The organism is Erythrobacter sp. YT30, from assembly GCF_001542875.1.
Classification (GTDB): domain Bacteria; phylum Pseudomonadota; class Alphaproteobacteria; order Sphingomonadales; family Sphingomonadaceae; genus Erythrobacter.
Genome location: NZ_LMAF01000001.1, coordinates 929,882 through 954,729, shown reverse-complemented (window position 1 = coordinate 954,729; position 24,848 = coordinate 929,882). Strand labels below are relative to the sequence as shown.

Genomic DNA, 24,848 nt, shown 5'->3' with positions numbered 1-24,848 from the left:
GGCTATGCCCAGGCTCAGGCGGATGCCTGAGCCCCCCGGAAAAAGCTTACACTTCCTCGAGCAGCAGCAGCACCGCCGTCACAATCAGCCGTTCTTCAGCGCCGAAACGATGGTCGACTTCATTCACCGTCGCCTCTGCCACCAATTGGCCGGGGATTGTGAATTCGTGATCGGGTAGGTTTGCGATAAAATCTTCCCCCACCTCAACAGCGCGTGCACCTTCGAATTCAAGCACGACTTCATGCCGGGTGCCCGAAAACGTAATGGATGCCCAAGCCGTCTCTTCGTGACTGCGAATATCGGCTTCGCCCTTCGACAATACGATCAGCGCTTCACGAACCCGATCGGCCAGCGTGCGGCGCGGGCGATATCGTGTCGCGCGCTTGGCATCGAGCGAGGGGCTGGTCGCTGACTTCGTTTCGATATCAGCGGGGAGAGTGAGCGGGCTTTCAGCAAGGCGAGATTGATCAAGCAGCATGGGAAAGCTCCTTCGTATTGTGTTTTGCTTTGTGATTGGGACTGTCAGTGAAAACCGGATCGGGGATGGAAAATCTAAGGTCGGACACGTCGTCGCCTGCATTGCGACCTGCGGCACGAGCGGCTTTTCTGGCAGCGACCTCGTATTCGGCCATCCACCCTCTGGTTCGCGCTTCGGTTGCGCGGCGGGGCGTGCGGCCCATGCGCAAATCCAGCACAAAGCGCGGATCATGGGCGGCAAGCCGCCCGAACTTGGTGGCGGGCATATCGTATTGTTTGAGGAAAGCCTCAACGGCGCGGAGTAGCATGGTGATCCCTCTTGTCTGTCTCACCTCGATTGCCGGGGCGGGTTGGGCGAATCGCTCGGTGTTCACTAAATGTTCCATGTCATTTCCTACTTGTCTAGGAAAATTCCTTCATGTAGGAATGTTCACATGATTAAAGACTCGCAATCACCCGATTCCGTCCGCGCCCGACTGCTTGAATTGTCGCAGGAACGCGGCGCAAGTCTCGCCAGCTTGTCGGAGCTATTGGGGAGAAATCCTTCATATCTCCAACAGTTTATCACCAAGGGCAGCCCGAGAAAGCTGGCGGAGACCGATCGCAGGACGCTCGCGCAATTCTTCGGAGTGGATGAGCGGGTGCTGGGCGCTCCTGAACCCAGCGAATCATCCTTAACGAAGGATAAATCCTACAATGGGACAGTTTCAGCGAGTTCTTTGATCAAAAGAAACTGGGTGGATGTTCCGCGACTCGACATTGGAGCTTCTGCTGGGCCGGGCGCCTTGCCTGGACCGGAAGATGCCTTCGATACTTTTCGTTTCTCACGTCAATGGCTCAACGAACACGGCCTTGAAGGCGCGCAGCTTTCGGCGATTACGGTAGAAGGCGATTCCATGGAGCCTCTGCTGAACGATGGCGATGATATCCTGGTCGACCTCAATCAAAAATCTCTGCGTGATGGCATCTATGTCGTACGCCTCGGCGAAACGCTGATGGTGAAACGCGTTGCGAACGCTGGAGGAGGGCAGTTGTCGCTGCTGAGCCAGAATCTTGCCTACCCCCCGGTGCAGGTGGCGGTTGAGGAGATCGAGATTATCGGGAAAGTCGTCTGGAAAGGTGGGCGGGTTTAGCGCAGCTTCAGTTTGAAGCCCGTATGTGTCGGGCGAAATCCCAGCCTCTCATAAAAGCGATGCGCGGCCGGTCTATTTGTGTCGCTTGTTAGCTGGACAAGGCCGCATCTTCGTTCCTTGCATCGCTCAATCGCCCAGCGCATCATCTCGCCCCCAATGCCTTGGCCCTGATAATCGGGGTCTACTCGGACTGACTCAATCTGGCCGCGCCATGCGCCCTGTCGCGATACGCCAGGGATAAAGCTCAGCTGGAAGCTTGCGACTGGAACGCCCTCAAATTCCGCCACAAGCAGAAGATGATTGGGATCCTTCTGGATTGCCAGAAAGGCCTCGTTTTGATCCGCTTCATCCTGCGGCATTGCCGGATCGCGACGTTTTGAAACCGGATCTGTATCAATAAGACCGACGATAAAGTCCAAATCGTCAGCATCGGCCTCGCGTATCGAGAGTTTCGTCATGGCCTTGCGCTTATCACGAGCCAAGTGAATTGGCTTGTCTGTTGAATTGAACTGCATCTCGCTCCAAATACGCGAAATGACAAACCCCAATCCTCCGATGCGCGCGGCCATCATCCCGGTGACGCCGTTGCAGCAGAACTGCTCGCTTATCTGGTGCACCAAGACGATGAAGGGCGCACTTACTGATCCGGGCGGCGATCTTGATCGTTTGAAAGAGGGCGTGGCCAAGGCAGGTGTGACGCTCGAAAAAATCCTCATCACCCACGGCCATCTCGATCATTGCGGGCAGGCAGGGATGCTGGCGGATGAATTGGGGCTTCTCATTGAAGGTCCGCACAAAGACGATCTGTTCTGGATTGAGCAATTGGACGATGATGGCGCTCGCTGGGGCATGGAGGCCAAGACATTCACGCCCACACGCTGGCTGGAGCACGGCGACACCGTGACAGTGGGCGAGTTGACGCTCGATGTGATTCACTGTCCCGGCCACACGCCGGGCCATGTCGTCTTCTTCCACGGACCCAGTAAGTTCGCCATTGTCGGCGATGTACTGTTTCAGGGGTCAATTGGGCGGACGGACTTTCCCAAGGGCAATCACCAAGACTTGATCGACAGCATCACAAAACGCCTCTGGCCGCTGGGCGAAGACATAACCTTCATTCCCGGTCACGGGCCGACAAGCACCTTTGGCCAGGAGCGCAAAACGAACGCATTCGTTTCAGATTACGCGCTGTCTTGATCGACATCGTCCCGGCTTAAGGGAGCGGTCATCACATCACGCCAGCGCCAATCAGAGCTGCAACCACGCCAAGCCCAAGCAGTATAAGCAAGGTTGAGACGGTTCCGATCATGCGACCGAGTTGCATAGAGCCGCCATCCATACCGAACGCATGCGCCACGCGCGCGATCATGTAAAAGCCGGCCACGTAAGCAAGCCATGGCTGCCCCTTGCCGGACAGTTCGATCGCAGCAATCAGGACAAGCACAAAAGGCGTGTTCTCTACAAAGTTCGCTTGCGCACGCATCCGCCGCGTCAGTGGTTCATGTCCATCATCGCCGACGCTGATACCTGCTGCCTGTCGAACGGCTCCAATCCGGATCGAAAGCCAAATGTTGAGCACAGCTGCAGCGGCGGCCGCGGTCAATGTCACGGGTAGAATAATCATGTATGAGACCCCACTTATTGTCTGGTTCCCTCGCTAACGGGCCAGACACACGCTTGCAACGCGCGAATTTTGCGCTATAGCGCGCGCCTTCCCGCCCGTTTGGCAAGGATACGTCTCCGTGCAAGTTTGCTTGCGCGCACAACACCTTTGTCCTAGGGGCAGCAGCAGATTTCGGGGCGAAAGCCCTACACAAACACACGTATTTATTTGAGGAAATGGTGCCGCCATGGCTGTCCCAAAGAGAAAAGTATCCCCGCATCGCCGTGGCAATCGCCGCGCGCACGATTCGCTTAAAGTCGAAGCGTTCCACGAATGCCCGAACTGTGGTGAGCTGAAGCGTCCGCACAATTTGTGCCCAGCTTGCGGCTATTACAATGGCCGTCAGGTCATCGAAGTCGGCGTTTAAGAGCCGTCGAACACTTAGAGAATAGGAAGAAGTTGCCATGAGCCTGCCGCGTATCGCTGTTGATGCGATGGGCGGTGATGAAGGCGTGCGTGTAATGGTCGAAGGCGCTGCACTGGCTCGCCGGGATCACGACAGCTTCAATTTCCTATTGGTGGGTGATCAGGCGCGGATAGAAAAAGCGCTGGCCGATCATCCCAATATGCGCGGCGCCTCCGAAATCCTCCATTGCGAAGATGTCGTCGAAGGCGATGAATTGCCAAGCCGTGCAATCCGCCGCGCCAAATCGACCAGCATGGGTCTTGCCGTCAACGCCGTGAAGGAAGGCGAAGCAGGCGCAGCCGTCAGTGCGGGCAATACCGGCGCATTGATGGCGATGAGCAAGATTGCCTTGCGCACCATGCCCGGCATTGATCGCCCAGCGCTTGCTGCCTTGATGCCGACGCTCAAATCACACGATGTCGTAATGCTGGACCTTGGCGCCAACACCGAAGCGGATGCGCGCAATCTGGTGCAGTTCGCGGTAATGGGCGCAGCCTATTCGAGGATTGTGAACGGTTTTGATAAACCCAAGGTTCGTCTCCTCAATATCGGCACCGAAGAGATCAAAGGCACCGATGCCCTGCGAGATGCGGCCGCTCGTCTTCAGCAGGCGGCTGACAAGGGTGACGGCGGGCTAGCGCTGCAATTCGATGGCTTCGTGGAATCTGATAAGATCAACCGCGGCGAAGTGGATGTGGTCGTCACCGACGGCTTCTCGGGAAATATCGCGCTGAAAGCTATCGAAGGGTCCGCTCGATTCGTAACCGACCTGTTGCGCCAGGCCTTTACCAGTTCGCTGCGTTCCAAATTCGGTTTTCTGGTGTCCAAACCGGCCACCGAATTGCTGCGTCACCACCTTGATCCGAACAATCACAATGGCGCGGTGTTCCTTGGCCTTAATGGCGTCGTCGTGAAAAGCCATGGAAGTGCAACGGCAAAGGGTGTGGCGCATGCAGTGGCAGTGGCAGCGCGCCTGCTTGAAAACAAACTGACCGAGCGCATTGCGCAGGACTTGGCCGAATTGGGCGAAGACGCGCTGCGCACCAACGGAAATGGCAAAACACCAACGGCGAACGCTGCTGGAACGCCCGAGAGTGGGGAAGCCGCGTGACCTTTGCTGGGCCAGGTGCTCGGCTGGTCGGGACAGGTTCAGCTTTGCCTGAGCGGGTTGTGACCAATGCCGAATTGGCGGCCAAGATCGACACATCTGATGAGTGGATCATTGAGCGGACCGGCATTCGCCAGCGCCATATCGCCGGTGATGAGGAAACCACTTCCAGTCTCGCGACCAAGGCTGCGCGAACTGCCCTTGATGATGCAGGCTTGGAAGCCTCTGACATCGGCCTGATCGTCCTTGCGACCGCCACACCTGACAACACATTTCCGGCCACCGCGACAAAGGTGCAGGATGCGCTCGGCTGCAATGGCTGTGTGGCATTTGATGTTGCAGCGGTGTGTTCCGGCTTTCTCTATGCCTTGGCGACTGCCGATTCGCTTTTGCGCACGGGAATGGCAAAGCGAGCCCTTGTAATTGGGGCAGAAACTTTCAGTCGCATCCTAGATTGGGACGACCGCACCACCTGCGTTTTATTTGGCGATGGGGCCGGTGCCGTCGTGCTCGAGGCTCCTGATACGAGCGCGGCGACACCACAAGATAGCAGCGCTTCCGGCATCCTCGCGAGCAAGCTCCACGCGGATGGTGCTCAGCACGATTTGCTCTATGTCGATGGTGGTCCGTCAACCACGCAAACGGTCGGGCACCTACGAATGAGGGGCCGTGAAGTGTTCCGCCACGCTGTCGTCAATCTCTCACAGGTTCTCCACGAAGTGATTGAAGAAGCTGGTGTTTCGGTGAGCGATATTGACTGGGTCGTGCCTCATCAAGCCAATGCGCGGATCCTGGATGCAACGGCTAAAAAGCTTGGCATTCCAGCAGAAAAGGTCGTGGTAACCGTGCAGGATCACGCCAACACTTCGGCAGCGTCGGTGCCATTGGCGCTCGATACAGCGCGCCGAGATGGACGCATAAAGCCTGGCGATCTCATCATGCTCGAAGCCATGGGCGGTGGTTTTACCTGGGGCGCTAGCTTGATGCGCGTTTAAGCTGAGGCGTCATCGCCACAAGCTCCGAATTTAATTTTTTGCAACGAAGCCTGCTTCCATTGCGAATTCAGCACTTAACGAGTATGGTACCCGCAAGCTTCGAATGGGTCGCACCGACGAAGGGAGAAGGCGATTTATGCGTTCAATGGGCACACTTACGCGCGCCGATTTGGCAGAGACAATCAATCGGAAAATGGGCTTTAGCCGGGCTGAATCGCTCGATATGGTTGAGGCTATTCTGGGCAAGATGTGCGATGCGCTCGCCGATGGAGAGAATGTAAAAATCTCCGGGTTCGGCAGCTTCATTCTGCGCGACAAGAATGAGCGTGTGGGCCGCAATCCCAAAACTGGCATCGAAGTTCCAATCACGCCTCGCCGTGTCATGACATTCCGCGCAAGCCAATTGCTGAAAGAGCGGATCACAGCTGGCACATAGCATAACAGTGTGGTCTACTTCGCCCCTATCCGCTGGGGAAGACTGATATCATGGCAGATTTTGACGACGGGAAAGATGATGGGGCCTTGCGCACCATCGGCGAAGTCAGCGAAGCGCTTGGCATCAAAACTCATGTCTTGCGATATTGGGAGCAGCAGTTTTCGCTGCTCAAACCTCTAAAGCGTAGCGGCGGACGGCGATACTATCGCCCATCAGACGTCGAGCTGGTCGAAACGATCAACCGCCTCGTCAACGAAGAAGGGTACACGTTGAAAGGCGCGGAATCTGTCCTGCGCTCCAGCGGCAAATCAGAATTTGATCGGCGCGAGGATGATCGCCGCGCAAGCGATCGTCGATCCGCTGTTGAGCTGCGACGCGCGAGCGATGACGACGGATCGAAACGCAGCAAAGCCGAGATGGTCGCACAGCTAAAGGGCATTCGCGATCGGCTGGACAGCGCGCTCAATTCCTAAGTGAACTGGGCGCGTTATTCCGCCGCCATCAACTCCGCCTCGCCAAGGTCGACACTGACGAGGCGCGAGACACCTTTTTCAACCATGGTTACGCCAAACAGCCGGTGCATCCGGCTCATCGTCACCGCATTGTGCGTAACGATTAGATAGCGCGTATTTGTAGTGCGAACCATGGAATCGAGCAGGTCACAGAAGCGTTCGACGTTGGCATCATCAAGCGGCGCATCGACCTCATCGAGGACGCAAATTGGTGCGGGATTCGTAAGGAACAGCGCAAAGATAAGCGCGGTTGCTGTCAACGCCTGTTCGCCTCCTGACAGCAGCGAGAGGGATTGCAGGCGTTTGCCCGGCGGCTGGGCATAAATCTCGAGGCCCGCTTCCAAAGGATCATCGCTATCGACCAGCGCGAGATGCGCTTGCCCTCCTTGGAAAAGCCGGGTGAACAGCACACGGAAATGGCCGTCCACTTCCTGAAATGCCGCGCGTAAACGTTCGCGGCCTTCGCGGTTGAGATTGCCGATGGAGCCGCGCAAACGGTTCACTGCTTCGGCAAGTTCAGCCTGCTCGGTGGCGTTGGTGCCATGCTCTTCCTCAATCCTTGCAAGTTCTTCGGCTGCGACCAGATTGACCGGACCAATCCGTTCGCGGCTGGCATTAAGGCGCTCAAGCTCGGTCGATTCATCCGATGCGTCTTTAATTTCCGCTTCGTCAAAATCGTAGTTTTCGGCGAGCATTGGGGGAGGGCAGCCGAAGCGTTCGCCCGAAATGCGGGCCATTTCGCTGCGTCGCGCTTCCTGGCTTTCAGCGCGCGCTGCGAGCGTTGCACGGCCTTCGCGTGCCTGGATCAGTGTTTCATTGGCTGCAGATAGAGATTTGTCAGCATCGTTTGCGGCTGATTGACGCGCTTCCATCGCCGCTTGCGCTTCGGCCAATTCGCGCGTCAGTTTCTCGCGCACCGCATCGCCTTGTTCGATCTCGTCAATCAGCGATTGCGGTTTGGCAGCGACAATGCTGCGCTCTTCCTCGATTTCTTCAAGCCGTCGCCCGGCCTCAGCCACGCGCATGGCAGCTTCGCCAGAGCGTTTTTCCCAGTTGGACTGCTCGGTCTTTTGCGCTGCCAACCGCTCGCGCGCGACGGCCAGGGCCTGATCGTGTGAAGCAAGCTCTGCCATCGCAGACTGCACCGCCATACGCGCGGCGTCATTCTTTGCCTGGGCCGCTTCGAGAGTTGCGCGGCCTGTGTCCGGGGCAGGGAGTGAAGCGCGCTTTTGCTGTGCTTCGGCTTGTTCTTGCTCGGCTAGGGTGAGTTGCGCGGCAAGCTCTTCGGCCGATTGTTCAAGTTCAGTAAGGCGCGCCGCATTGCGTTCACGCGCAGCCTCTGCCCGGTCGAAATCGCGCAATGCCTGGCGCTCGGCTTCAATCGCACCCGCAATGGCGCGTTCCTGCGCCACCAAATCGGACTGAAGGGATTGTAATTCTTCGTGGCTCGCAGCTTCGGCCTGCTCTGCCTCCTCAGCGGCAGATTGGAGATCGGGAAGGATACTTTCCAATTCAGCCAAACGGTTCGCAGCCTCAAGTTTTGCAGCCTCGGCCGATCCTTCGCCACGTGCGATGAAACCATCCCAACGGCGCAGCTGACCCGATGTTGTGACTAGCCACTCACCCGGCGCTAGAGCGCGGCCATCATCGCTCTCTGCGCAATGGACGAGAGCGAGGCGCGCGCGCAATTCCTCAGGGCAATGCGTTACGTGATCGAGCAGGCTATCAGCGACGGGAGACGGCGCATCAGATCCCGTCCAAAACCGACCATCGCTCATCTCCTCCGGCGTGCCCAGAGGTGACTTGCCATCGCGGCCCAGCACTGCAGCGAGCGCGCGCTCATATCCCTTTGCGACGCGGACTTTATCGAGTGCGGAAGCCAGACCCTTGCGCGATTGCGCCGCCTTCTCCCGCGCATCGCGATCACGGGCGAGGGCATTGTGCTCGCGCTCAATTCCGGCAAGCTCTGCCTTGGCGCTAGCAAGCTTCGTCGCCGCTTCATCGCGAGCTTGCTGTAAATCGACCTTTCGCGTCTGTGCTTTTTCCAAAGCTGACCGAAGCTCTGCGAGTTCGCTCGATGCCTCATTCGCCGCGTCGCTCGCAGCGATCATTGCAGCTTCGCTCTCTTCATCGCTTTCCAGCGATGCGCGGGCTTCGGCAATACGCGCTTCGTCTGCTTTCAATCGCTCTAGTCGGCGTTCAGCCTGCTCGATTGCCGCTTCGGCGACACGCCATTCAGCCTCGACGCCAGCATGATCAGCGGTTGCCTTGGCAAGAGCCAGCTCTGCCGCCCGGCTTGAGCGTTCAGCATCTTCCGATTTCGCAGCCAGCGAGGGGCGTAGCTTCTCGTTTTCCTCGACCGCGCGTGCGGATGCATCGGCATCCTGGCTGAGCTTCTTAAGCGCATCGGCCGCATCCGCCGTCAACCGATCAGCTGCTTCTCGGTCTTCCTCAAGCCGCTTTTTCTGCCTTTCAAGATCTGAAAGTCGGGTTTGCGCCGCTTCCAGTTTTTCTGTGAGCGCCGCCATCCTGTGCCCATGCGCGCTCGCATCATCGCGGCGGTCAGTCAGAGTTTCGCGCGCTTCTGAAAGTTCCACGGCCAGCCGAGTCTGCTCAGCCTGTGCCGCGTCCACCGCCTTTTGCGCTTCAGCGACACGTGCATCTGCATCTTGCGCTGCATCGCGTGCTTCTTTCGCGGCATGCGCTGCCTCGCGCCAACGGGCGAACAGCAGGCGGGCTTCTGCGGCCTGAATTTGGGTGGTTAGGACCTTGTACCGCTCGGCCTGCTTTGCCTGACGGCGAAGCGAATTCATCTGGCTATCAAGACCCGCCATAAGGTCTTCAAGCCGGGCAAGATTTGCCTCGGTTGAGCGCAGCTTGCTCTCGGCATCCTTGCGCCGCACGTGCAGGCCCGAAATCCCGGCGGCTTCTTCGAGCATCTGGCGGCGTTCGGCGGGTTTTGCCGCGATCACTTGAGCGATTTTGCCTTGCGAAACGAGCGCTGGCGAATGCGCACCTGTCGCAGCGTCGGCAAATGTGAGCGCGACATCTTTTGCCCGGACATCTTGCCCGTTGACGCGGTAAGCGCTGCCTGCACCGCGCTCGATCCGGCGGGTTACGACTAGTTCTTCGCCTTCATCATCTGCGGCGTGCAAGACAACTTCGGCAAAGGCGCGTTCGGGCCGGGTTGATGTGCCTGCGAAGATCACATCTTCCATTCCGCCAGAGCGCATCGACTTGGCCGAGGTTTCACCCATGACCCATCGGATCGCTTCCAGCAGGTTCGATTTGCCGCAGCCGTTTGGCCCGACAACGCCTGTCAATCCGGGTTCAATGCGCAATTCAGCCGGCTCGACAAAGCTCTTAAATCCAGAGAGCTTGAGGCGGCTTATTTGCATGAGTGTGCCGTATTCCCCGCGCTTTACCGAGCGCCCGCGCGCTGGAGGATGGGTTCAAGTTCGCCCCAACTCGTGACATCCAGCGTTCGACCATTGAGAATGAACGTTGGTGTCGCATTGATATTCAATTCGTCGGCTTGTGTGCTCGAATTGTCAGCAATCGTTTCGACTTTTGCCTTGTCAGCAAGGCAGGTGCGCGCTTGATCAGAAGATAGCCCGCGTGCAGCGAAGAAATCGATCAGGCCAGCAGCCTCCGCGATGGTGACAAAGCGCTGTTCCAATGGCTGCGCACTGGCAGCTTCATACGCTGCATTGTTCTGCTGCACATTGGCAAACGTATCATTCAAAACCGTCCATGCCTGATCAGAAAGTGGCTGGACGTTTTCCTTGGCACCGCAGCGAACGAGGGTCGCAATAGTAAGGTCGATTGGATCGCGCACCAGATTGCGCTGTTCGAAGCTGACGACACCCGAGGCGATGTAATCGCTGATCAGCTTGTCTTTTGCCTGAGCTGAGAACGCTGCGCATCCGCCGCAAGTGTGAGAGGCGTATTCTACCAGCTTCAAAGGCGCATCGGGATTGCCAACGATGTACCCGTCAGATTCGCTCACCGTGACCGTCTCTGCCCATGACGAGCCATCGGGAGCGGGAATTGATGCGATTGCATCGCCTTCAATCGAGCCTTCTTCTTCAGCGCCATTGCACGCAGCCAAAACCAGGGCCAGCGGCGCGGCGAAACTCACAGTGCGCCACAGCGAACGGGTTGAAGTATCTGTCGATGCCATCGGTGAGAATCCTTATTTGATGAACTGAAAATAGCCGAGCTATGGGTGTTGCCCAAGGGTATTTACCCACGTGCTTGTGCACAAATGTGTCAGTTTGGAGTCAATTTGCCTCGTTTGAGGGCGCAATTTGGCCCGAAAGCACCGGATAAAGCGCGCCCCAAGAGTGGACGCCCTGGAGAAGCTGTCCGTTGAAGGCAAAGCTGGGAGTACCCGTGACGGCAAAGTCTGCTCGGTCAGCGTTGCTGTTTGCGACCAGTTTTTGCGCTGCCGCATCGTCAGAAAGGCATTGGTTTATTTGAGTGCGAGTAAGTCCGCGCGCTTCCATCAGATCATCAAAGCCCATGGCGCTCGCTAACCCGATCCGCGCGTTGCGATCACCGCGCGCCCAGATTTGTTGCTGCGATTGCGGTGCGTTCGTGAGCTTTGTGAGCCATTCGTTCTGCTTCGCCAAGAAAGCGCGATGGCGGTTCTTGAACCCGTCAGCATCGCCGCAGCCGACCAAAAGCGAAATGGTAAGATCGGGCGCATTGCGGATGACGGTCCGGATTTCGGCGCTCATATGGCCAGGTGCCAGCAGCGCCAGATCAATTGCGCCATCAGCCTCACGCGAAAAGCTCGCGCAATGGCTGCATGTGTAGCTGATGAATTCAATGAGAGCTGCGTCTGCATCAGGATTGCCGAGCAGATACCCGCGCTCTGTACGTTGCACTTCGGCATGCCAGCTGCGTCCGTCTCGCGCGGTAAAGGAACTGCGCGGATCGGACAGCTGATTGCCTTTGCCGCTTCCTGTATCTTGAGCAGAAAGGTTCGCTGCCAACGGAAGAGCCAATGCGGCCATTGCCGTCATCGCGCCCAGCAATGCAGTTTTCATCGATAGTCCTTCTTTTCCCCATCGCCCAGACTGCGCGCCAGCGATTCCAGCACGGTGCGCAGTTCCGGATCGCCAATATCGCGCAAGCTTTCCCCGAGCTCCATCGGGATCGGCTTCAATGATGGCGGCGGTTTTGCGGGCTTTTCAGCAGAAACGGGCTTAACCTGCCCTTGACGGATTTTGACCCGCGCCACCGCCTTATAGCCGAAGAAGCGATTGACCCGCTCCATAATCTCTTCGGTCACTTGCTGGATGAGCGGAGCATGGGCCGGGGCGACTACGAGTTGAAGGATGCCCTCGGCGCGCTCTCCGGGCGGAAATCGGATCGCCTCGGGACTGCAAACGCGGGCATGATGAGGGCCAACAATTTCGGGCCAGCGGGTGACAACAGAGCTCTGGACAAAGCCGAAGCGGCGAAATGCGGTTCGGCCGATTTCGGGCGTCAAATCACCAATAGCCTTGGCAGAGCCGCCGCGCGGGCGCGAGTATTGCTTTGCCGCTTTGCCCTTCGGCTTTTTGCCCGTTGATGGTTTTGGAGTATCGCTTCCCATTGTGCTGGCGCTCATGCCATAGGGCGGGCGTGACTGCCAGCATCTCCGACTTCCTGCTCCACTGGTACGCGAAACATTCGCGCGATCTTCCGTGGCGCACGCCTCCAGGTGAAAATAGGCCGGATGATCCGGCCTATCCCTATCGCGTGTGGCTTTCTGAAGTGATGCTGCAACAGACGACGGTCGCAGCGGTGAAGCCGTATTTTGCCAAGTTCACCGAAATCTGGCCGACGGTTCAGGACTTGGCAGCGGCGAGCGAGGATGAGGTGATGGCCGCATGGGCAGGGCTCGGCTATTATTCGCGGGCTCGCAATCTGGTGAAATGCGCGAAGGAAGTGGCAGCGAGAGGTGGGTTCCCTGAAACTGAAGAGAAACTGCGCGATCTGCCCGGTCTGGGAGCCTATACGGCCGCATCTGTCGCTGCGATAGCGTTTGGCGAGCGCGCAGTGGTTGTCGATGCCAATGTCGAGCGCGTGGTTGCGCGCGTGTTTGCGATTGAAGAACCACTTCCGGGAGCGCGCAAGGCGATCCGCGAAAAGGCAGAAACGATCACTCCGGATGAAAACGCAGGTGATTTCGCCCAGGCGATGATGGATTTGGGCGCGAATATCTGCACCAGCAAAGCGCCGCGATGCCTGCTTTGTCCGCTTTCCGACCAATGCGCAGCGCGCAAGGCTGGCGATCCGCAAAGGCTTCCCGTCAAACCGCCCAAGAAGGCAAAGCCTGAGCGTCGCGGCACGGCCTATTGGATAGAGCGTAACGAAAGTGAGCGCGAGGTGTGGCTTGTCACGCGGCCTGGCAAAGGCATGCTTGGCGGAATGCGCGCGCTGCCCGATGATGGCTGGAGCGCGCGGTCGGATGGTTCTGGCGATCCGCCAATTGCGACAAATTGGGAGGAGCTTGGTGCGGTACGGCACACTTTCACCCATGCGCATCTGACGCTCTCGGTGCGCCGGACTTTAGTTGACAAGACACCTCCTGGCGAAGGCATCTGGTGGCCAGTCAACAAGATGGAGGATTCCGGCCTTCCAACTCTCTTCGCCAAGGCGGCGCGGCTCGCTCTTGTCTAGAAAGTGCCGCCGGTAATCGCCATTCTCAGCACGATCAGAACAAACACCAGAATACAGAAATTACGGCCGCTATTGCTCGATGAAAGCGCTCCAAACCCAATGCCAATCGCGGTTACCGGGAGCAGCAACCAAAGCAGCAATCCCACACCGGGAAGCAGCATGGGAATACCGAGGACAAGGCATACAAGGCCGATGAGCCATGAGATCAGATTGAACATGCGTATTATATAAGTAATACACCTAGTGCGTTCAAGTCCTACGATTGCATTTTGCAACCCTTTCATTGACGCTTCATGTGAATCGCCCCATGCGTTCGCAAACACAAAACCGCAGGAGAACCCCCTGAGATGGCATTTCGCAGCTTTGACCCTTCAAACACTGGCGCCGATCTTTCGCGCAGAGCTCTCTTTCGTGCGGGTGGATTGCTTACCGCGGGCGCTGCCATCTCCGCGCTACCTTTCGGGCGCAGCCTGCTTGCCCATGATGTAAGCGAGGCATGGCCCAATGTCGCGGCGATGGCGAACAAGTATGTCAGCGAGAAAAAGCTCGCGAATATGTTCCTCACTTTCGGATGGAATCAGGAAGATCACGCGCACACGGTGGGTGGCGGCACGCTGAGCCTCAATGGCTCGCAAGAAGTCGATGAAGACACGCTTTATCGCATCTATTCCATGACGAAGCCTGTCACCGGCATGGCGATCATGATGCTGATTGATGAAGGCAAGCTGAGCCTCGATATGCCGCTTTACGAGGTGCTGCCAGCGTTCAAGGATACGCCCGTTCTAGCCGATCCCGAAGGGCCGCTCGATAATGTCGAGCCGGTGGCAACACCGATTACGATGCGCCAGCTTCTCACTCACACAGCCGGACTTGGCTACACTATCACGAGCAAAGGCCCGCTGCTTGATGCCTATGTCGAAAACGGCATTGTTGGCGGCCGCGTCAGCCGTTTCCCGATCCCCGGCGTTCCGAACCCGACACCTGCTCCCGGCCTTGAAGTGTGGGCAGATCGACTTGCCACGATCCCCCTGATGTACCAACCCGCGACCAAGTGGAGCTATTCGTGCAGTATCGATCTGCTGGGCCGCGTGATCGAAGTCGCATCGGGCATGGATTTTGAGACCTTTCTCAAAACCCGCATGTTCGAACCGCTGGGCATGGAAAGCACTTACATGACCGTTCCAGAGAGCGAAAAGGGCCGTTTTACAGACAATTACGGCATTCTCGCCGGCAATTTGCTGCCACTCGATCCTGCTGCAAACTCGATCTATCTCGACGAGCCGAAAGTGCCATCGGGCGGCGGGGGCCTTGTATCGAGCCCAAAGGATTATGACCGGTTCCTGCGCATGCTGCTGGGTTACGGAAAGCTCGGCAATGAGCGTATCATGAGCGAAGAGGCAGTGCGCGTTGGCGTTTCAAACCTGATCCCTGAGACGGTGAGCACAGCAGGCACCTGGATTGAGAATGAAGGGCATGGCGCGGGCGGTCGCTCTGTTGATGGCACGTTTGGATGGGGCGGTGCGGCTGGCACGCTGGGTGCGGTCGATTACAAGCTTGGCCTGCGCACCGCTCTGTGGACGCAATATATGCCGCCTGAAACCTATCCCGTGCGAGATGAATTCATCGCGGCAATGCAGGCAGATCTTGAAGCGATGCGCGCTGCGAAAGCGGCATAATGGCGGGCGTCGGGGTGACGAACGGGGCAGACACGCCGCCGATTGCATTCGCCGGATCGCCCATAGATCGCGCGGACAACATCCGCGTTGACGACAACGCGCTCGGCAATTTGATGAATTGGCGAGCGCGGGTGATGAATCTCGACGGCCTTCTGCCCGAATTTGACGATCAGGGCCATTTGTTATGGCACACGCTTGCCGACGTTGATCCCGAAACGGAGCTCGTCTTCCTGGGGATGATGGAGGAAAAAGCACATTTCGCACCCGTCCCTGCGCAAGGATCGGCTGCGCCAGCTATGCCGCGCGCTTGGCAGGTGATGCAGATGCTTCAGCCTGAAGACCTCGCCATTTACGGTGGAGCAAAGGCACTGATCGATTGGCACGCGCGCCATCAATTCTGCGCCCAATGCGGATCAAAAACGAAGCTTACCAAAGGTGGTTGGCAGCGTTCTTGCGACAATTGCGGCGCGCAGCATTTTCCGCGCACCGATCCTGTCACGATTATGCTGGTCGAACACGAAGATAGGCTCTTGCTTGGTCGCCAACCGCGTTTCCCCCCGCGCATGTATTCAGCGCTTGCAGGGTTTGTGGAGCCGGGTGAGACAATCGAAGAAGCCGTTCAGCGTGAGATTTGGGAAGAGGCGGGCGTGCGCGCTCACACCGTTGAATACATTGCTAGCCAGCCATGGCCATTCCCAAGCCAGCTGATGATTGGCTGCACGTCCAAGACCGATGATCCGGCGCTGACCATTGACGAAACGGAACTTGACGATGCACGCTGGTTCACGCGCGAGGAACTTGAGGATGCGCGTGCAGCGGGCGAACAGGGCAATGATGACCTGATCTTTCCGCGACCTTTTGCGGTCGCGCACACGCTCATCACATGGTGGCTCGATAAATAAGGACACGCTAAATGGCCGATACACTCACGATCGATATCTATTCCGACGTCGTGTGTCCGTGGTGCGTGATCGGTCACGGCCAATTGCGAAAAGCTCTCGCGGAGCTGGACGGCGAGATTGAAGCTGAAATCCGCTGGCGTCCGTTTGAATTGAACCCTGACATGCCTGCCCAGGGCGAGGATCAAGAAGCGCATTTGCAGCGCAAGTATCGCCGCTCCGCTGAAGAAGGCGCGGCGATACGCGGGCAGATGAAGGAAATTGCCGACGCGGCTGGAGTGTCGCTCTCCTATGAAGGCGAGGGTGAGGCTCCGCCCGCGATGATGTGGAACACACGCGATTGCCATAAGCTGTTGGCGTTGGCGCTTGAACAGCTTGGCCCGGCCGCGCAGACCGATTTGAAGCTCGCTTTCTTCAAGGCGCATTTCAATCACCGCCGCGCCCTTTCGGATCGCGATCTGCTGCTCGACATCGCTGCTGAAATTGGTCTTCACCGCGAAGCGGCCAAAGCCGCATTGGACGATCCCGATCTCGAAGCGCGTGTGATCGCTGAAGAGCGTCAGGCGTGGGATCTCAACATCACAGGGGTTCCGGCCATGATCGTGAATGACAAATTCATGATCCCCGGAGCCCAGGCTCCTGAGACTTACGTGAATGCTCTTAGACGTGTCGCAGCCAAAACACGCGAGCAATCGCAGGAACACGCGGCCTCCTGATCCGTTCACAGCCCCATGAAAAGCATACTTGTCGTCATTTTCGTGAGCCTGTTCTCACTTGCCTTCGCTTTTTACGCAGGGGTGCACAGCGTTGAGATTTTCGGGGTCAACGCATTTCTTATCTGCGCCGTCATCGCATTGCTGGTGAACTGGATCGCCTTTGTCCCCTCAGCGATTGCGCAGTCGGACAAGTATTACGACAGCTTCGGCGCTATCACCTATCTCAGCACAACGGGATTTGCGGTCTGGGCCGTGCTCGAGGCGCGCGGCGAAATCGATACGAGGGCGATCGTCCTCGCGGCAATGGTGGCGCTTTGGTGCATCAGACTTGGCACATTCCTATATATTCGGATCAAGGCCAAAGGCGGGACCGATTCCCGCTTTGAAAAGATCAAGAAAAAGCCAACACGTTTCCTCGCTGCCTGGACATTGCAGGCGCTTTGGGTGGTGCTCACGGCCTCTGCCGCGCTGATTGCGATCACGACGACTGACCCCAAGCCGATTGGCGTGTTCTTCTGGATTGGCCTTGTGATTTGGGTAGCCGGGATCACCATCGAAGCGGTCGCCGATGCGCAAAAGAGCAAGTTCAAATCCGACCCAGATAACAAAGGTGACTTCATCGATGTCGGTCTGTGGAAGTGGTCTCGCCACCCGAACTATTTTGGTGAGATCACGCTTTGGACGGGTGTTTTGATTATCGCCATTCCGGTGCTTCAAGGCCTATCATGGCTGGCAGTTATCTCTCCGCTTTTCGTGACACTGCTGCTGACCAAGATCAGCGGAATCAATTTGCAGGAAGAGCAAGCGCAAGAGCGCTGGGGTGATGATCCTGAATACCAGAAGTATCGCGAAAACACGCCCGTACTGGTCCCGATGCCGCCGAAGAGCTAATCTCCTCCCTTCTCGGACGTGAGGAGGGATGAGATGTCAGAATTTGCACCGCGCACAGCCGTTATCACTGGCGGGGCGAGCGGTATTGGCCTCGCACTGGCAAAGCGGCTCGCTCGCCAAGGAACTGAGGTTATCGTCGCCGACCTTCCCGGCGATCGTTTGGATAGGGCAGGGGCATCTAAAGGCATTCAAGCGCACGCTTGCGATGTGCCGGATCTCTCCCAAGTCGAAGCCTTGGCCGATGCTGCCTTCGACACGTTCGAAACGGTTGACCTCGTCATCAACAATGCCGGCCAAGGCGGTGTTCGCGGCAAGTTGTGGGAAGTGGACCCCGAAAAGGCGCGCGCGCATTTCGATGTCAATTTCTGGGGCGTGTGGAATGGCTGCAAAGCTTTCGCCCCGCGTCTCATCGAGCAGGATAATGAAAGCGCGATCTACAATACGGGAAGCGAAAACAGCTTCTTTTGCGCGGTACCACAAACTGCCGCCTACATTGCGGCAAAGCATGCCGTGCTGGGTATGACCGAAAGCCTGCGCGGCGATCTCCCGCCTCATGTCCATGCGGGCCTCATCATTCCAGGCTGGGTCTTCACCCCTCTCGGTCCCGAACAATTCATGAAATTCGGCATGGATGTGGACGAGTATGTAAACCGCATCCTGCCCCAAATCATCGCGCGCCGCCGTTTCGTCGTCAGTCACGGCTATAACGAGGTTCGCATCGCTGAACGCATGGACGAGCTGCACGAAAGCTACACAAGGTATGCGGTACCAGCGGAGACAGATGCCAAGCACGATGTGCAATTGGTGATGGAAGCTCTGCGCAAGCATCAAGCGTGACAGCCGCTCACATTTTTGCGCACTTGGAGCAGGCGCGATCCTCGTGTAAGTCCCTCCGCGCAATCAGGTATTGCGCTGCGCCCGGGATCGGAGGCAGGACTGACCATCGCAAGACACGCAAGGAGTCTTCACCTATGACCAATCGCTCTTTCACCCGTCTGATTATCGCCACCCCCATGATCGCAGTGCTTGCCGCATGCGGCGGCGGAGCAGGCGGCGATGGTGACGGTACAGCCGCTGGCGATGCGCCGCCCGAGATTGAGCAGCGTCAGGAAAATTTCGAGAAAGTCGGTGATGCGTTCAAGGCCATTCGCGAAGAGCTTGAAGGTGACAATCCCGATCTCGCATTTATAAAGACGCAGGCGGAAGATATCGGTGCGCGGATTGAAACCGCAACGGGCTTGTTCCCCGCAGGTACCAGCGTTGATGACGGCTATGATACCGAAGCTCTACCAACGATCTGGGAAAAGCCGGACGAGTTTGAACAAGCAGCTCAGACTGCAATCGAAGCCGCCGCAGAAATGGCAAGCCTCGCGGAAAGCGGGGATGCAGCCGCGGTTGCTGCAGCTGTCGGAACTGTGGGCAATGGCTGCAAAGGCTGTCACGAAAAATTCCGCGTAAAGAAGGACTAAGCGCCAAGACACTGCCGCATTGATGGGCACCAGCACGCATCAGGTTAGCATTTGGGATTGGCCAGTTCGGCTATGCCATTGGAGCTTTGCCGTGCTTGTGCCCGCCATGTGGTGGACGGCAGAAAACTCGGAATGGGGATGGCATCTGCGGCTGGGGCACGTGCTCCTCGCGTTGGTCCTGTTTCGCATCATCTGGGGCTTTGTGGGCTCGCGCACGGCGCGCTTTTCCCAATTCGTGAAAGGACCAAGCGCGCTCATCGATTATCTGCGCGGGCGCTGGGATTCAAAGCGCCAGATCGGCCACTCACCACTTGGCGCTCTGTCGGTTCTGGCGCTCCTCGGTCTCATGTTCGCCCAGGTCATAATGGGCCTGTTTGCGGGCGACCCCTATGACGGCGCAACCGGCCCATTGAATGGGTTTGTCAGCATCGGCACCGCCGACTTTCTCACAGACACACATGAATGGTTTTGGTGGGTGGTCGTGGGGATGATCGCGCTGCATCTTTGCGCCATCGGCTATTATGGCTTTGCGCGGATGGACGACCTCATCTCGCCCATGGTGAGCGGTGAAAAAATGGTGCCGAGCGAGATTGAAGGGATCGGCAAGGCACCGGGTCTGCGAGCATTTGGAGCGCTGGCTGCGGCGATTGGGATTGCTGTGTGGGTTTGGTTGGGCCTGCCGCCGTTTGGGTGACAGCAGCCAAGGCCATTTCTCTGTGGCACAGAATGGCGCGGGGAGAATTGGGCCGGACAGCGCCGGCCCAGTCTTTTTAGATCAGTGATTTGCGGAAAATGACTTTGTCATCACCGGCTTCATAATAATCCCTGATGCGTGCTTCGCGATCATAGCCAAGCATGTCGTAAAAGCCGCGCGTCCTTTCGAACTTGGGCGTGCCTGACGTTTCGACCAGCAGCAGCCGAGCTCCAGACTGGGCTAAGTCGGCCTCGACATAGCGCATCAATTGCGTCCCGATGCCCTTGCCGTGAACGTCCATGTCGATGGCGATCAACAGCAGCTTCCACGTCCCGTCCGTAAGCTGTTCGGGCACGTAGTAGGCAACGCCTTCAACGACGCCATCGTCGTAGACAATCCAGCGGTTCTGGGCTGTTTCACCCTCGAAATATGGCGCAGTCATTTCGCCAAGCATCTCGGAAGGGAACATCTCGTTCGTTTCGACCAATTGGCCCACCCGACCAAGGTCTTCGCGCACCATGGCGCGGATAAAATTATGCTTCATTGTGAAATCTTTCGGATAATTTTCGAGTACAACAAACCCTCCCGAAAACTCAGGCTTTCAGAGGGTGTGACAAATGCTGGCGCGAGGTCCGCCCAGCAGATCAGAGGGTCGTAGTCAAAAAATCTCCATCAACCGCCACAATGGCGGCGCCGATCTCTATGCAACGGAAAGTCAGGAAATTCAATTTAGGCACTTTCACTGCCTGTTCGCCATTCAGCGCCTAGACCAACCCAAGCTTCTCCAGCTTCGCTGCAAGCTTTCCCGGCAGTGCGTCGCCAATATCCTCTCCCGGTTTCAGATCGCGCGGGGGATCGCCCTTTAGATAGCGCCAGCCCTGATGCGCGCGTTTGGGGCGGGGGGAGACGCGGATGAGTTCTGGCTCAAGTTCAATCAGCCAACGCCCGCTGTCCGTTTGGGAGAAGCCTTTGATAACCGAACGCGCCACGATTGAATGCTGGTGTATCCAGTAGAGCGATCCGCCAATGCATTCCTCCCACTTCGTTGGGCGATATTTTGTGGTGAGATACGGACTGCGGCGTCCGGCATACCAGCTCTCGATGTCGGAATAGCTCTGCGCACCGAACGCGATTTTTGTAAGGTGGAGGGGCATGGGTGAAAGGTAGGAAGGCGCTGCGCTTCACTCAACCCATCGGCACCAATCCACTCACAACTGCTAGGCCGAGAAAGGCGAAAAAGCCCATGCTGTCGGTAATCATCGTGACGAAGACAGAGGAGGCGAGTGCGGGGTCTTGCCCGATCCGCTCGAACACCACGGGTACCAAAACGCCAGCAAGGCCTGCGACCACAATGTTGATGACCATTGCCGCGGCGATCACCACGCCCATCATGGGGGTGTAGATCACGCCTGCGGCAATCCCGATCAGCACCGCAACCGTTGCGCCATTGAGCAAGGCGACACGAAGTTCGCGCCAAACGATGCGCCAAGTGTTTGAGCGGGTCAGCTGATTGGTCGCGATTGCGCGCACGGCGACGGCCATGGTCTGCGTCCCCGCATTTCCGCCGATACTGGCGACGATGGGCATCAAGACGGCGAGTGCGACCAATGCCTCAATCGCTGCACCAAAAAATGCGATGATCGCGGAAGCCACCACCGCCGTGCCCAGATTTGCGATCAGCCAGCGCACGCGGCTGGAATAGGCTTCCTTGATAGGTTCGTTGATATCGCCATCGCCAGCGCCCGACAGAAGCAGTGCGTCTTCGCCAGCTTCTTCGGAGATGATGTGAACGATATCGTCCACCGTCATTTGACCGACCAGACGCCCGCTTTCATCGACTACAGCGGCAGAGATGAGCGCGTATTTCTGGAACATCAGCGCGACCTCTTCCTGATCCATCGTAACAGGGATCAAGGTCTGATCGCGCTTCATCACATCAGTGAGTTTCACCGAGCGCGGAGTGGTAAGGATCCAGTTGAGCGCGCACGTGCCCACCGGATGATGCGCGGCATCGATTACGAATACTTCGAAGAAATCGTGCGTCAGATCGCCTTCTTCGCGCAGATAATCGATGAGATCGCCGACAGTCAGATGCTCTGGCACCGCCATCACGTGGCGGTTCATCAATCGTCCGGCGGTCTCTTCGGGATAGGAGAGCGCACTGGTGACGGCGGCCTGCGTTTCCGGCTCCAGCTCAGCGATGATGGCCTGCTGATCGACCTCGTCCAGATCTTCCAGCAGCTGGACAGCGTCATCTGTTTCAAGCTGCTCGGTGATGGTCGCCACATCTTCTGGGGCGAGCGCTTCCATCATCAATTCGCGCACGTGATCGTTCAACTCGGCGATCACGTCGGATGACATTAAGTCTGTAATCGCAGCGGCGAGATCAGCGCGCTCATCCTTCTCAAGCAGTTCGAGAAGGTCGGCAATGTCAGCGGGGTGCAGTGGCTCAACAAGGTCGTAAACCGCGCCTTTGTCGCCAGCTTCCATCGCCTCGCGAACTGAGGCCACATATTCAGGTTTTAGCCGGTTTTCCTCGTCATGGCGCTCATCATCGACACGGTCATCGGGACGGACATCTGCCTCGACGTCTTCTGGCGGTTTTTCCGCTGTCAGCGTTTCGTCATCCAGATGCGTCGGTTCGGCCATAGGGGCGGGTTTAGAGTCGCAAGTGTGAAAAGCAAGGTGCGACAAAATTGGAGATTTGTTGGCGGGTGACAGGGCCACCCAAACCCGTTAGGTCCGCGCGCAAACTTTGAAGGAGAATTACCCAATGGCCGATACGCTCACTTTCACGCTCGACACCGGAGATGGCGAGGGCAAAGATGTTGTGATCAAGCTGCGCCCCGATCTTGCCCCAGGCCACGTGGAGCGCATCACCGAGCTTGCAAGCGAAGGCTTTTATGACGGCGTCGTGTTTCACCGCGTGATCCCCGGCTTCATGGCGCAAGGCGGTGATCCCACGGGCACTGGTATGGGCGGCAGTGATAAGCCCGATCTGAAAGCGGAGTTCAATTCCGAACCGCACGTGGAAGGCACTTGCTCAATGGCACGCAGCCAAATGCCCGATAGTGCAAACAGCCAGTTTTTTATCTGCTTTGAAGATGCCGAATTCCTCGACGGGCAGTACACCGTATGGGGCCAGGTTCAGAGCGGCATGGAACACGTCCACGCCCTGCCAAAAGGTGAGCCACCAGCATCGCCAGGCAAGATTGTGAAGGCCAGCGTGGGCTAATGCCGCAAAAGCGCCGTCGTTCTCCTCAGGAAAAGAAAGCCCTGTCCTATGCCAAAGACAGGCGCAATCTTTCTGGGATGAACGACAAGGCGTCGCGTAAGTGCATTCCACGCAGCCGTGCGCGCGGACACAGGGTCAACAGGCGTCAAGCAGCGTCCAAGCTGAGCCGATACGTAACATTTGACGAGGATGCAGCAGCGCTTGAAGAGAATGCCATGCTGCACGATCTTGATCGTTTAGGCCGCTGGAAAAAATGGCCGGACCAGACCCTTGCAGAGAAGGTTGAGCAACAGAACGCTCGGCGCAGGTGGCGAAAAGGCCGGAAAGTGTGGTCAAAGAAGGCCGCAGAAGAAGCGGAAAAGCGCGGCCTCAATTCATTTGGGCGCAGTTGGGGTGGATCGGAGGAAGCTTCTTCGCTTTTAACCATCGAAGGTGGAAAGCTGATAAAGGTCAGGCTCGATTGAAGGGGCCAATGCTTTGCTTCAGCCCAAGACTTCAAGCGCTCTTCTCTCTGTAGCTGACGCGATGCGGAATGCGGAAGATCCTTGGTGGATCATCGGCAGTGCTGCCGTCGCGCTTCACCGCGGCGACCCAGGCTCAATTGCCGATATCGACGTGATGACGTCAAAGCGCGATCTGGAAGCGCTCTACAAGTCTTTGCCCCTCACCAATACGCCCGAAGCGGGGAAGGCGATGTTCCGCTCAGAACTGTTCGGTCGGTGGTCGGAACCTGAGCTCGACGTAGAATTCATGGCAGGCCTCAAGCTTCGCGTGGGGGATGAATGGCAGCCCATTGAGCCAAAGACCCGCATGGCAATTCCGCTCGACAAACACACTCTCTATGCCCCCGAAAAGGCTGAGCTCGTCAACATCCTCTTGCGCTTCGGCCGCGAGAAAGATCGCCAACGCGCTGCTAGTCTTGGAGAGGTGTGAAAGTGCGCTGCATCCTTGCATGCCTGCTAATGGTTTTGTTGCCTGGTTGCGCAACATACCCAGATATCTCGCAATCGCGCTCTCCATGTCGCTTGGAGCCCGGCGGGTGGTGCGACTTCGTGCGCGAGGCAGCTGTGGATGCTTATCCTTATGCTATCGCGGCAACGCAGGCCTATTCGGGCGATGATAATCTTTACACCAATATCGGATCGCGCCTGAAGCGGATTGAGCGCCTGCCGATCTCGCATGACTACGAGAAGAAAGGCTTTGGCTATCAGCTGTTCGAGCAGTTTCAAAACCCGACTGACAAAGCTCCAAAGGCCCGCATCCTTGCCTTTCGAGGCACCGATTTCGATGGCCTGACGGACATATTCTACGGCACGCTTCGCAATGATCAGATCGAGATTGCGGTGCGCACTTTCGAAGCGGAAGCGGCGCGGTTCACAGACGATGTCCCCTGGATCGTGGTAGGCCATTCGATGGGCGGAGCGCTCGCCACTGAAGTTTCGATCAAACACCCGCAAGTGCGCGCTTACATGTTCAACACGTCTCCCTTTTATGGCGGCGAGGACATGACCAACGATATGCAGCGCACCGTGTTTAATGAGCGCGGAGAATTGCTGCGCCGCTTTGCGCGCTTTGATGCATCGCCTGCGGCAGACCTTTTCACCTTGAACTGCAGCCCGCAAAATGGGCGCCTTTCCAAGCACAAGCTCAGGCCGTTGGCTGATTGCCTGATCTGGATCGCGGCCTACGACGATGACGAGGCGGGACGCTTGGTCGCAGCCAATCAGATCGCCAAACCGATGGTGGAATGTGGGCCTGACGACAAACAGCATCCCGGCACGCAGCATCGGCAGTTGGTGCCATGTGTGCACAACGCTCGAACATCAAGCCGGTGAGGCCGCAGCGCGATGAGAACAATTGAAC

At 57.5% G+C, this 24,848-nt stretch carries 31 protein-coding genes; 19 read left to right on the top strand and 12 right to left on the bottom strand.

Annotated elements, in window-relative coordinates; all coding sequences use genetic code 11:
* Window positions 1-46: 46 nt before the first annotated feature.
* Window positions 47-478, bottom strand: a complete 432-nt coding sequence (locus AUC45_RS04680) for a hypothetical protein (RefSeq protein ID WP_067598766.1) — start codon at window positions 476-478, stop codon at window positions 47-49.
* Window positions 468-785 carry a hypothetical protein gene (locus tag AUC45_RS04675; protein WP_156423737.1) on the bottom strand — a complete coding sequence of 106 codons (318 nt, stop codon included), beginning with the start codon at window positions 783-785 and terminating at the stop codon, window positions 468-470. The genes AUC45_RS04680 and AUC45_RS04675 overlap by 11 nt, the downstream gene beginning before the upstream one ends.
* Window positions 786-911: 126 nt before the next feature.
* Between AUC45_RS04675 and AUC45_RS04670 the strand changes: the two genes are divergently transcribed.
* Entirely contained in the window at window positions 912-1,610 is a 699-nt protein-coding gene (locus AUC45_RS04670; RefSeq protein ID WP_067598760.1) for a S24 family peptidase, read from the top strand.
* Here the strand turns inward: AUC45_RS04670 and AUC45_RS04665 are convergent.
* Complete coding sequence (locus AUC45_RS04665; RefSeq protein WP_067599102.1) at window positions 1,607-2,068, bottom strand: GNAT family N-acetyltransferase; 462 nt, start codon at window positions 2,066-2,068, stop codon at window positions 1,607-1,609. The genes AUC45_RS04670 and AUC45_RS04665 overlap by 4 nt on opposite strands.
* A gap of 97 nt (window positions 2,069-2,165) precedes the next feature.
* On the opposite strand from AUC45_RS04665, the gene AUC45_RS04660 reads away from it, so the two are divergent.
* Window positions 2,166-2,807, top strand: a complete 642-nt coding sequence (locus AUC45_RS04660; protein WP_067599100.1) for an MBL fold metallo-hydrolase — start codon at window positions 2,166-2,168, stop codon at window positions 2,805-2,807.
* Between the two features lie 31 nt (window positions 2,808-2,838).
* Here the strand turns inward: AUC45_RS04660 and AUC45_RS04655 are convergent, their stop codons facing one another.
* Complete coding sequence (locus tag AUC45_RS04655) at window positions 2,839-3,234, bottom strand: MAPEG family protein (RefSeq protein WP_197409505.1); 396 nt, start codon at window positions 3,232-3,234, stop codon at window positions 2,839-2,841.
* 226 nt (window positions 3,235-3,460) lie between these two features.
* Between AUC45_RS04655 and rpmF the strand changes: the two genes are divergently transcribed.
* From rpmF to AUC45_RS04630, 5 genes are all read left to right on the top strand, one after another.
* The gene (rpmF, locus tag AUC45_RS04650; RefSeq protein WP_067598757.1) at window positions 3,461-3,640 is read left to right on the top strand and encodes a 50S ribosomal protein L32; all 180 of its coding nucleotides are present in this window, start codon (window positions 3,461-3,463) and stop codon (window positions 3,638-3,640) included.
* A gap of 37 nt (window positions 3,641-3,677) precedes the next feature.
* On the top strand, window positions 3,678-4,790 hold the full coding sequence (gene plsX, locus AUC45_RS04645) for a phosphate acyltransferase PlsX (protein ID WP_067598754.1): 1,113 nt from the start codon (window positions 3,678-3,680) through the stop codon (window positions 4,788-4,790).
* Window positions 4,787-5,782, top strand: a complete 996-nt coding sequence (locus AUC45_RS04640; protein WP_067598751.1) for a beta-ketoacyl-ACP synthase III — start codon at window positions 4,787-4,789, stop codon at window positions 5,780-5,782. The genes plsX and AUC45_RS04640 overlap by 4 nt, the downstream gene beginning before the upstream one ends.
* A gap of 136 nt (window positions 5,783-5,918) precedes the next feature.
* The gene (locus tag AUC45_RS04635; RefSeq protein WP_067598749.1) at window positions 5,919-6,218 is read left to right on the top strand and encodes an integration host factor subunit alpha; all 300 of its coding nucleotides are present in this window, start codon (window positions 5,919-5,921) and stop codon (window positions 6,216-6,218) included.
* A 50-nt stretch (window positions 6,219-6,268) separates the two neighbouring features.
* A complete protein-coding gene (locus tag AUC45_RS04630) occupies window positions 6,269-6,691 on the top strand; it encodes a MerR family transcriptional regulator (protein ID WP_067598746.1) in 423 nt (140 codons plus the stop codon).
* Window positions 6,692-6,705: 14 nt separating this feature from the next.
* Here AUC45_RS04630 and smc read toward each other — a convergent pair whose 3' ends face one another.
* From smc to AUC45_RS04610, 4 genes are all read right to left on the bottom strand, one after another.
* A complete protein-coding gene (gene smc, locus AUC45_RS04625) occupies window positions 6,706-10,128 on the bottom strand; it encodes a chromosome segregation protein SMC (protein WP_067598743.1) in 3,423 nt (1,140 codons plus the stop codon).
* 23 nt (window positions 10,129-10,151) lie between these two features.
* Window positions 10,152-10,913 (bottom strand): thioredoxin domain-containing protein, encoded by a 762-nt coding sequence (locus AUC45_RS04620; protein ID WP_067598740.1) that lies wholly within the window; start codon window positions 10,911-10,913, stop codon window positions 10,152-10,154.
* 100 nt (window positions 10,914-11,013) lie between these two features.
* On the bottom strand, window positions 11,014-11,784 hold the full coding sequence (locus AUC45_RS04615; RefSeq protein ID WP_233998523.1) for a thioredoxin domain-containing protein: 771 nt from the start codon (window positions 11,782-11,784) through the stop codon (window positions 11,014-11,016).
* Window positions 11,781-12,350, bottom strand: a complete 570-nt coding sequence (locus AUC45_RS04610; RefSeq protein ID WP_082700968.1) for a DUF721 domain-containing protein — start codon at window positions 12,348-12,350, stop codon at window positions 11,781-11,783. Before AUC45_RS04610 ends, AUC45_RS04615 begins: the two co-directional genes overlap by 4 nt.
* Window positions 12,351-12,364: 14 nt before the next feature.
* Here AUC45_RS04610 and AUC45_RS04605 point away from each other — a divergent pair, with 14 nt between their 5' ends.
* Complete coding sequence (locus AUC45_RS04605; RefSeq protein ID WP_233998522.1) at window positions 12,365-13,405, top strand: A/G-specific adenine glycosylase; 1,041 nt, start codon at window positions 12,365-12,367, stop codon at window positions 13,403-13,405.
* On the opposite strand, the gene AUC45_RS04600 is transcribed toward AUC45_RS04605, so the two are convergent.
* Window positions 13,402-13,623, bottom strand: a complete 222-nt coding sequence (locus tag AUC45_RS04600; RefSeq protein WP_067598732.1) for a hypothetical protein — start codon at window positions 13,621-13,623, stop codon at window positions 13,402-13,404. The two genes, AUC45_RS04605 and AUC45_RS04600, sit on opposite strands and share 4 nt — an antisense overlap.
* Window positions 13,624-13,752: 129 nt before the next feature.
* Between AUC45_RS04600 and AUC45_RS04595 the strand changes: the two genes are divergently transcribed.
* From AUC45_RS04595 to AUC45_RS04565, 7 genes are all read left to right on the top strand, one after another.
* Window positions 13,753-15,081 (top strand): serine hydrolase, encoded by a 1,329-nt coding sequence (locus tag AUC45_RS04595; protein WP_067598729.1) that lies wholly within the window; start codon window positions 13,753-13,755, stop codon window positions 15,079-15,081.
* A complete protein-coding gene (nudC, locus tag AUC45_RS04590) occupies window positions 15,081-15,983 on the top strand; it encodes an NAD(+) diphosphatase (RefSeq protein ID WP_067598726.1) in 903 nt (300 codons plus the stop codon). Before AUC45_RS04595 ends, nudC begins: the two co-directional genes overlap by 1 nt.
* Before the next feature lie 11 nt (window positions 15,984-15,994).
* Window positions 15,995-16,696: a DsbA family oxidoreductase gene (locus AUC45_RS04585; RefSeq protein WP_067598723.1), complete on the top strand. Its 702-nt coding sequence runs from the start codon at window positions 15,995-15,997 to the stop codon at window positions 16,694-16,696.
* A 15-nt stretch (window positions 16,697-16,711) separates the two neighbouring features.
* Window positions 16,712-17,587, top strand: a complete 876-nt coding sequence (locus AUC45_RS04580; RefSeq protein WP_067598720.1) for a DUF1295 domain-containing protein — start codon at window positions 16,712-16,714, stop codon at window positions 17,585-17,587.
* A gap of 33 nt (window positions 17,588-17,620) precedes the next feature.
* Window positions 17,621-18,424 carry an SDR family oxidoreductase gene (locus AUC45_RS04575; RefSeq protein ID WP_067598717.1) on the top strand — a complete coding sequence of 268 codons (804 nt, stop codon included), beginning with the start codon at window positions 17,621-17,623 and terminating at the stop codon, window positions 18,422-18,424.
* Window positions 18,425-18,558: 134 nt separating this feature from the next.
* Complete coding sequence (locus AUC45_RS04570; RefSeq protein ID WP_067598714.1) at window positions 18,559-19,056, top strand: cytochrome c; 498 nt, start codon at window positions 18,559-18,561, stop codon at window positions 19,054-19,056.
* A gap of 22 nt (window positions 19,057-19,078) precedes the next feature.
* Window positions 19,079-19,750, top strand: coding sequence for a cytochrome b/b6 domain-containing protein (locus tag AUC45_RS04565; protein WP_067598711.1), 672 nt, complete (start codon window positions 19,079-19,081; stop codon window positions 19,748-19,750).
* 76 nt (window positions 19,751-19,826) lie between these two features.
* On the opposite strand, the gene AUC45_RS04560 is transcribed toward AUC45_RS04565, so the two are convergent.
* The 3 genes from AUC45_RS04560 to mgtE all read right to left on the bottom strand — a co-directional run bounded on the left by AUC45_RS04560 (window position 19,827) and on the right by mgtE (window position 22,399).
* Window positions 19,827-20,294: a GNAT family N-acetyltransferase gene (locus tag AUC45_RS04560; protein ID WP_067598708.1), complete on the bottom strand. Its 468-nt coding sequence runs from the start codon at window positions 20,292-20,294 to the stop codon at window positions 19,827-19,829.
* A gap of 220 nt (window positions 20,295-20,514) precedes the next feature.
* Window positions 20,515-20,904, bottom strand: a complete 390-nt coding sequence (locus AUC45_RS04555; protein ID WP_067598705.1) for a DUF1489 family protein — start codon at window positions 20,902-20,904, stop codon at window positions 20,515-20,517.
* A gap of 31 nt (window positions 20,905-20,935) precedes the next feature.
* Window positions 20,936-22,399 carry a magnesium transporter gene (gene mgtE, locus AUC45_RS04550; protein WP_067598702.1) on the bottom strand — a complete coding sequence of 488 codons (1,464 nt, stop codon included), beginning with the start codon at window positions 22,397-22,399 and terminating at the stop codon, window positions 20,936-20,938.
* A 124-nt stretch (window positions 22,400-22,523) separates the two neighbouring features.
* Here mgtE and AUC45_RS04545 point away from each other — a divergent pair, with 124 nt between their 5' ends.
* The 4 genes from AUC45_RS04545 to AUC45_RS04530 all read left to right on the top strand — a co-directional run bounded on the left by AUC45_RS04545 (window position 22,524) and on the right by AUC45_RS04530 (window position 24,820).
* Window positions 22,524-22,985, top strand: a complete 462-nt coding sequence (locus tag AUC45_RS04545; RefSeq protein ID WP_067598699.1) for a peptidylprolyl isomerase — start codon at window positions 22,524-22,526, stop codon at window positions 22,983-22,985.
* Window positions 22,985-23,449, top strand: coding sequence for a hypothetical protein (locus tag AUC45_RS04540; protein WP_067598696.1), 465 nt, complete (start codon window positions 22,985-22,987; stop codon window positions 23,447-23,449). Before AUC45_RS04545 ends, AUC45_RS04540 begins: the two co-directional genes overlap by 1 nt.
* Window positions 23,450-23,462: 13 nt before the next feature.
* Complete coding sequence (locus AUC45_RS04535; RefSeq protein ID WP_067598693.1) at window positions 23,463-23,918, top strand: hypothetical protein; 456 nt, start codon at window positions 23,463-23,465, stop codon at window positions 23,916-23,918.
* A gap of 119 nt (window positions 23,919-24,037) precedes the next feature.
* Window positions 24,038-24,820 carry an alpha/beta hydrolase family protein gene (locus tag AUC45_RS04530; RefSeq protein ID WP_156423736.1) on the top strand — a complete coding sequence of 261 codons (783 nt, stop codon included), beginning with the start codon at window positions 24,038-24,040 and terminating at the stop codon, window positions 24,818-24,820.
* Window positions 24,821-24,848 lie beyond the last annotated feature (28 nt).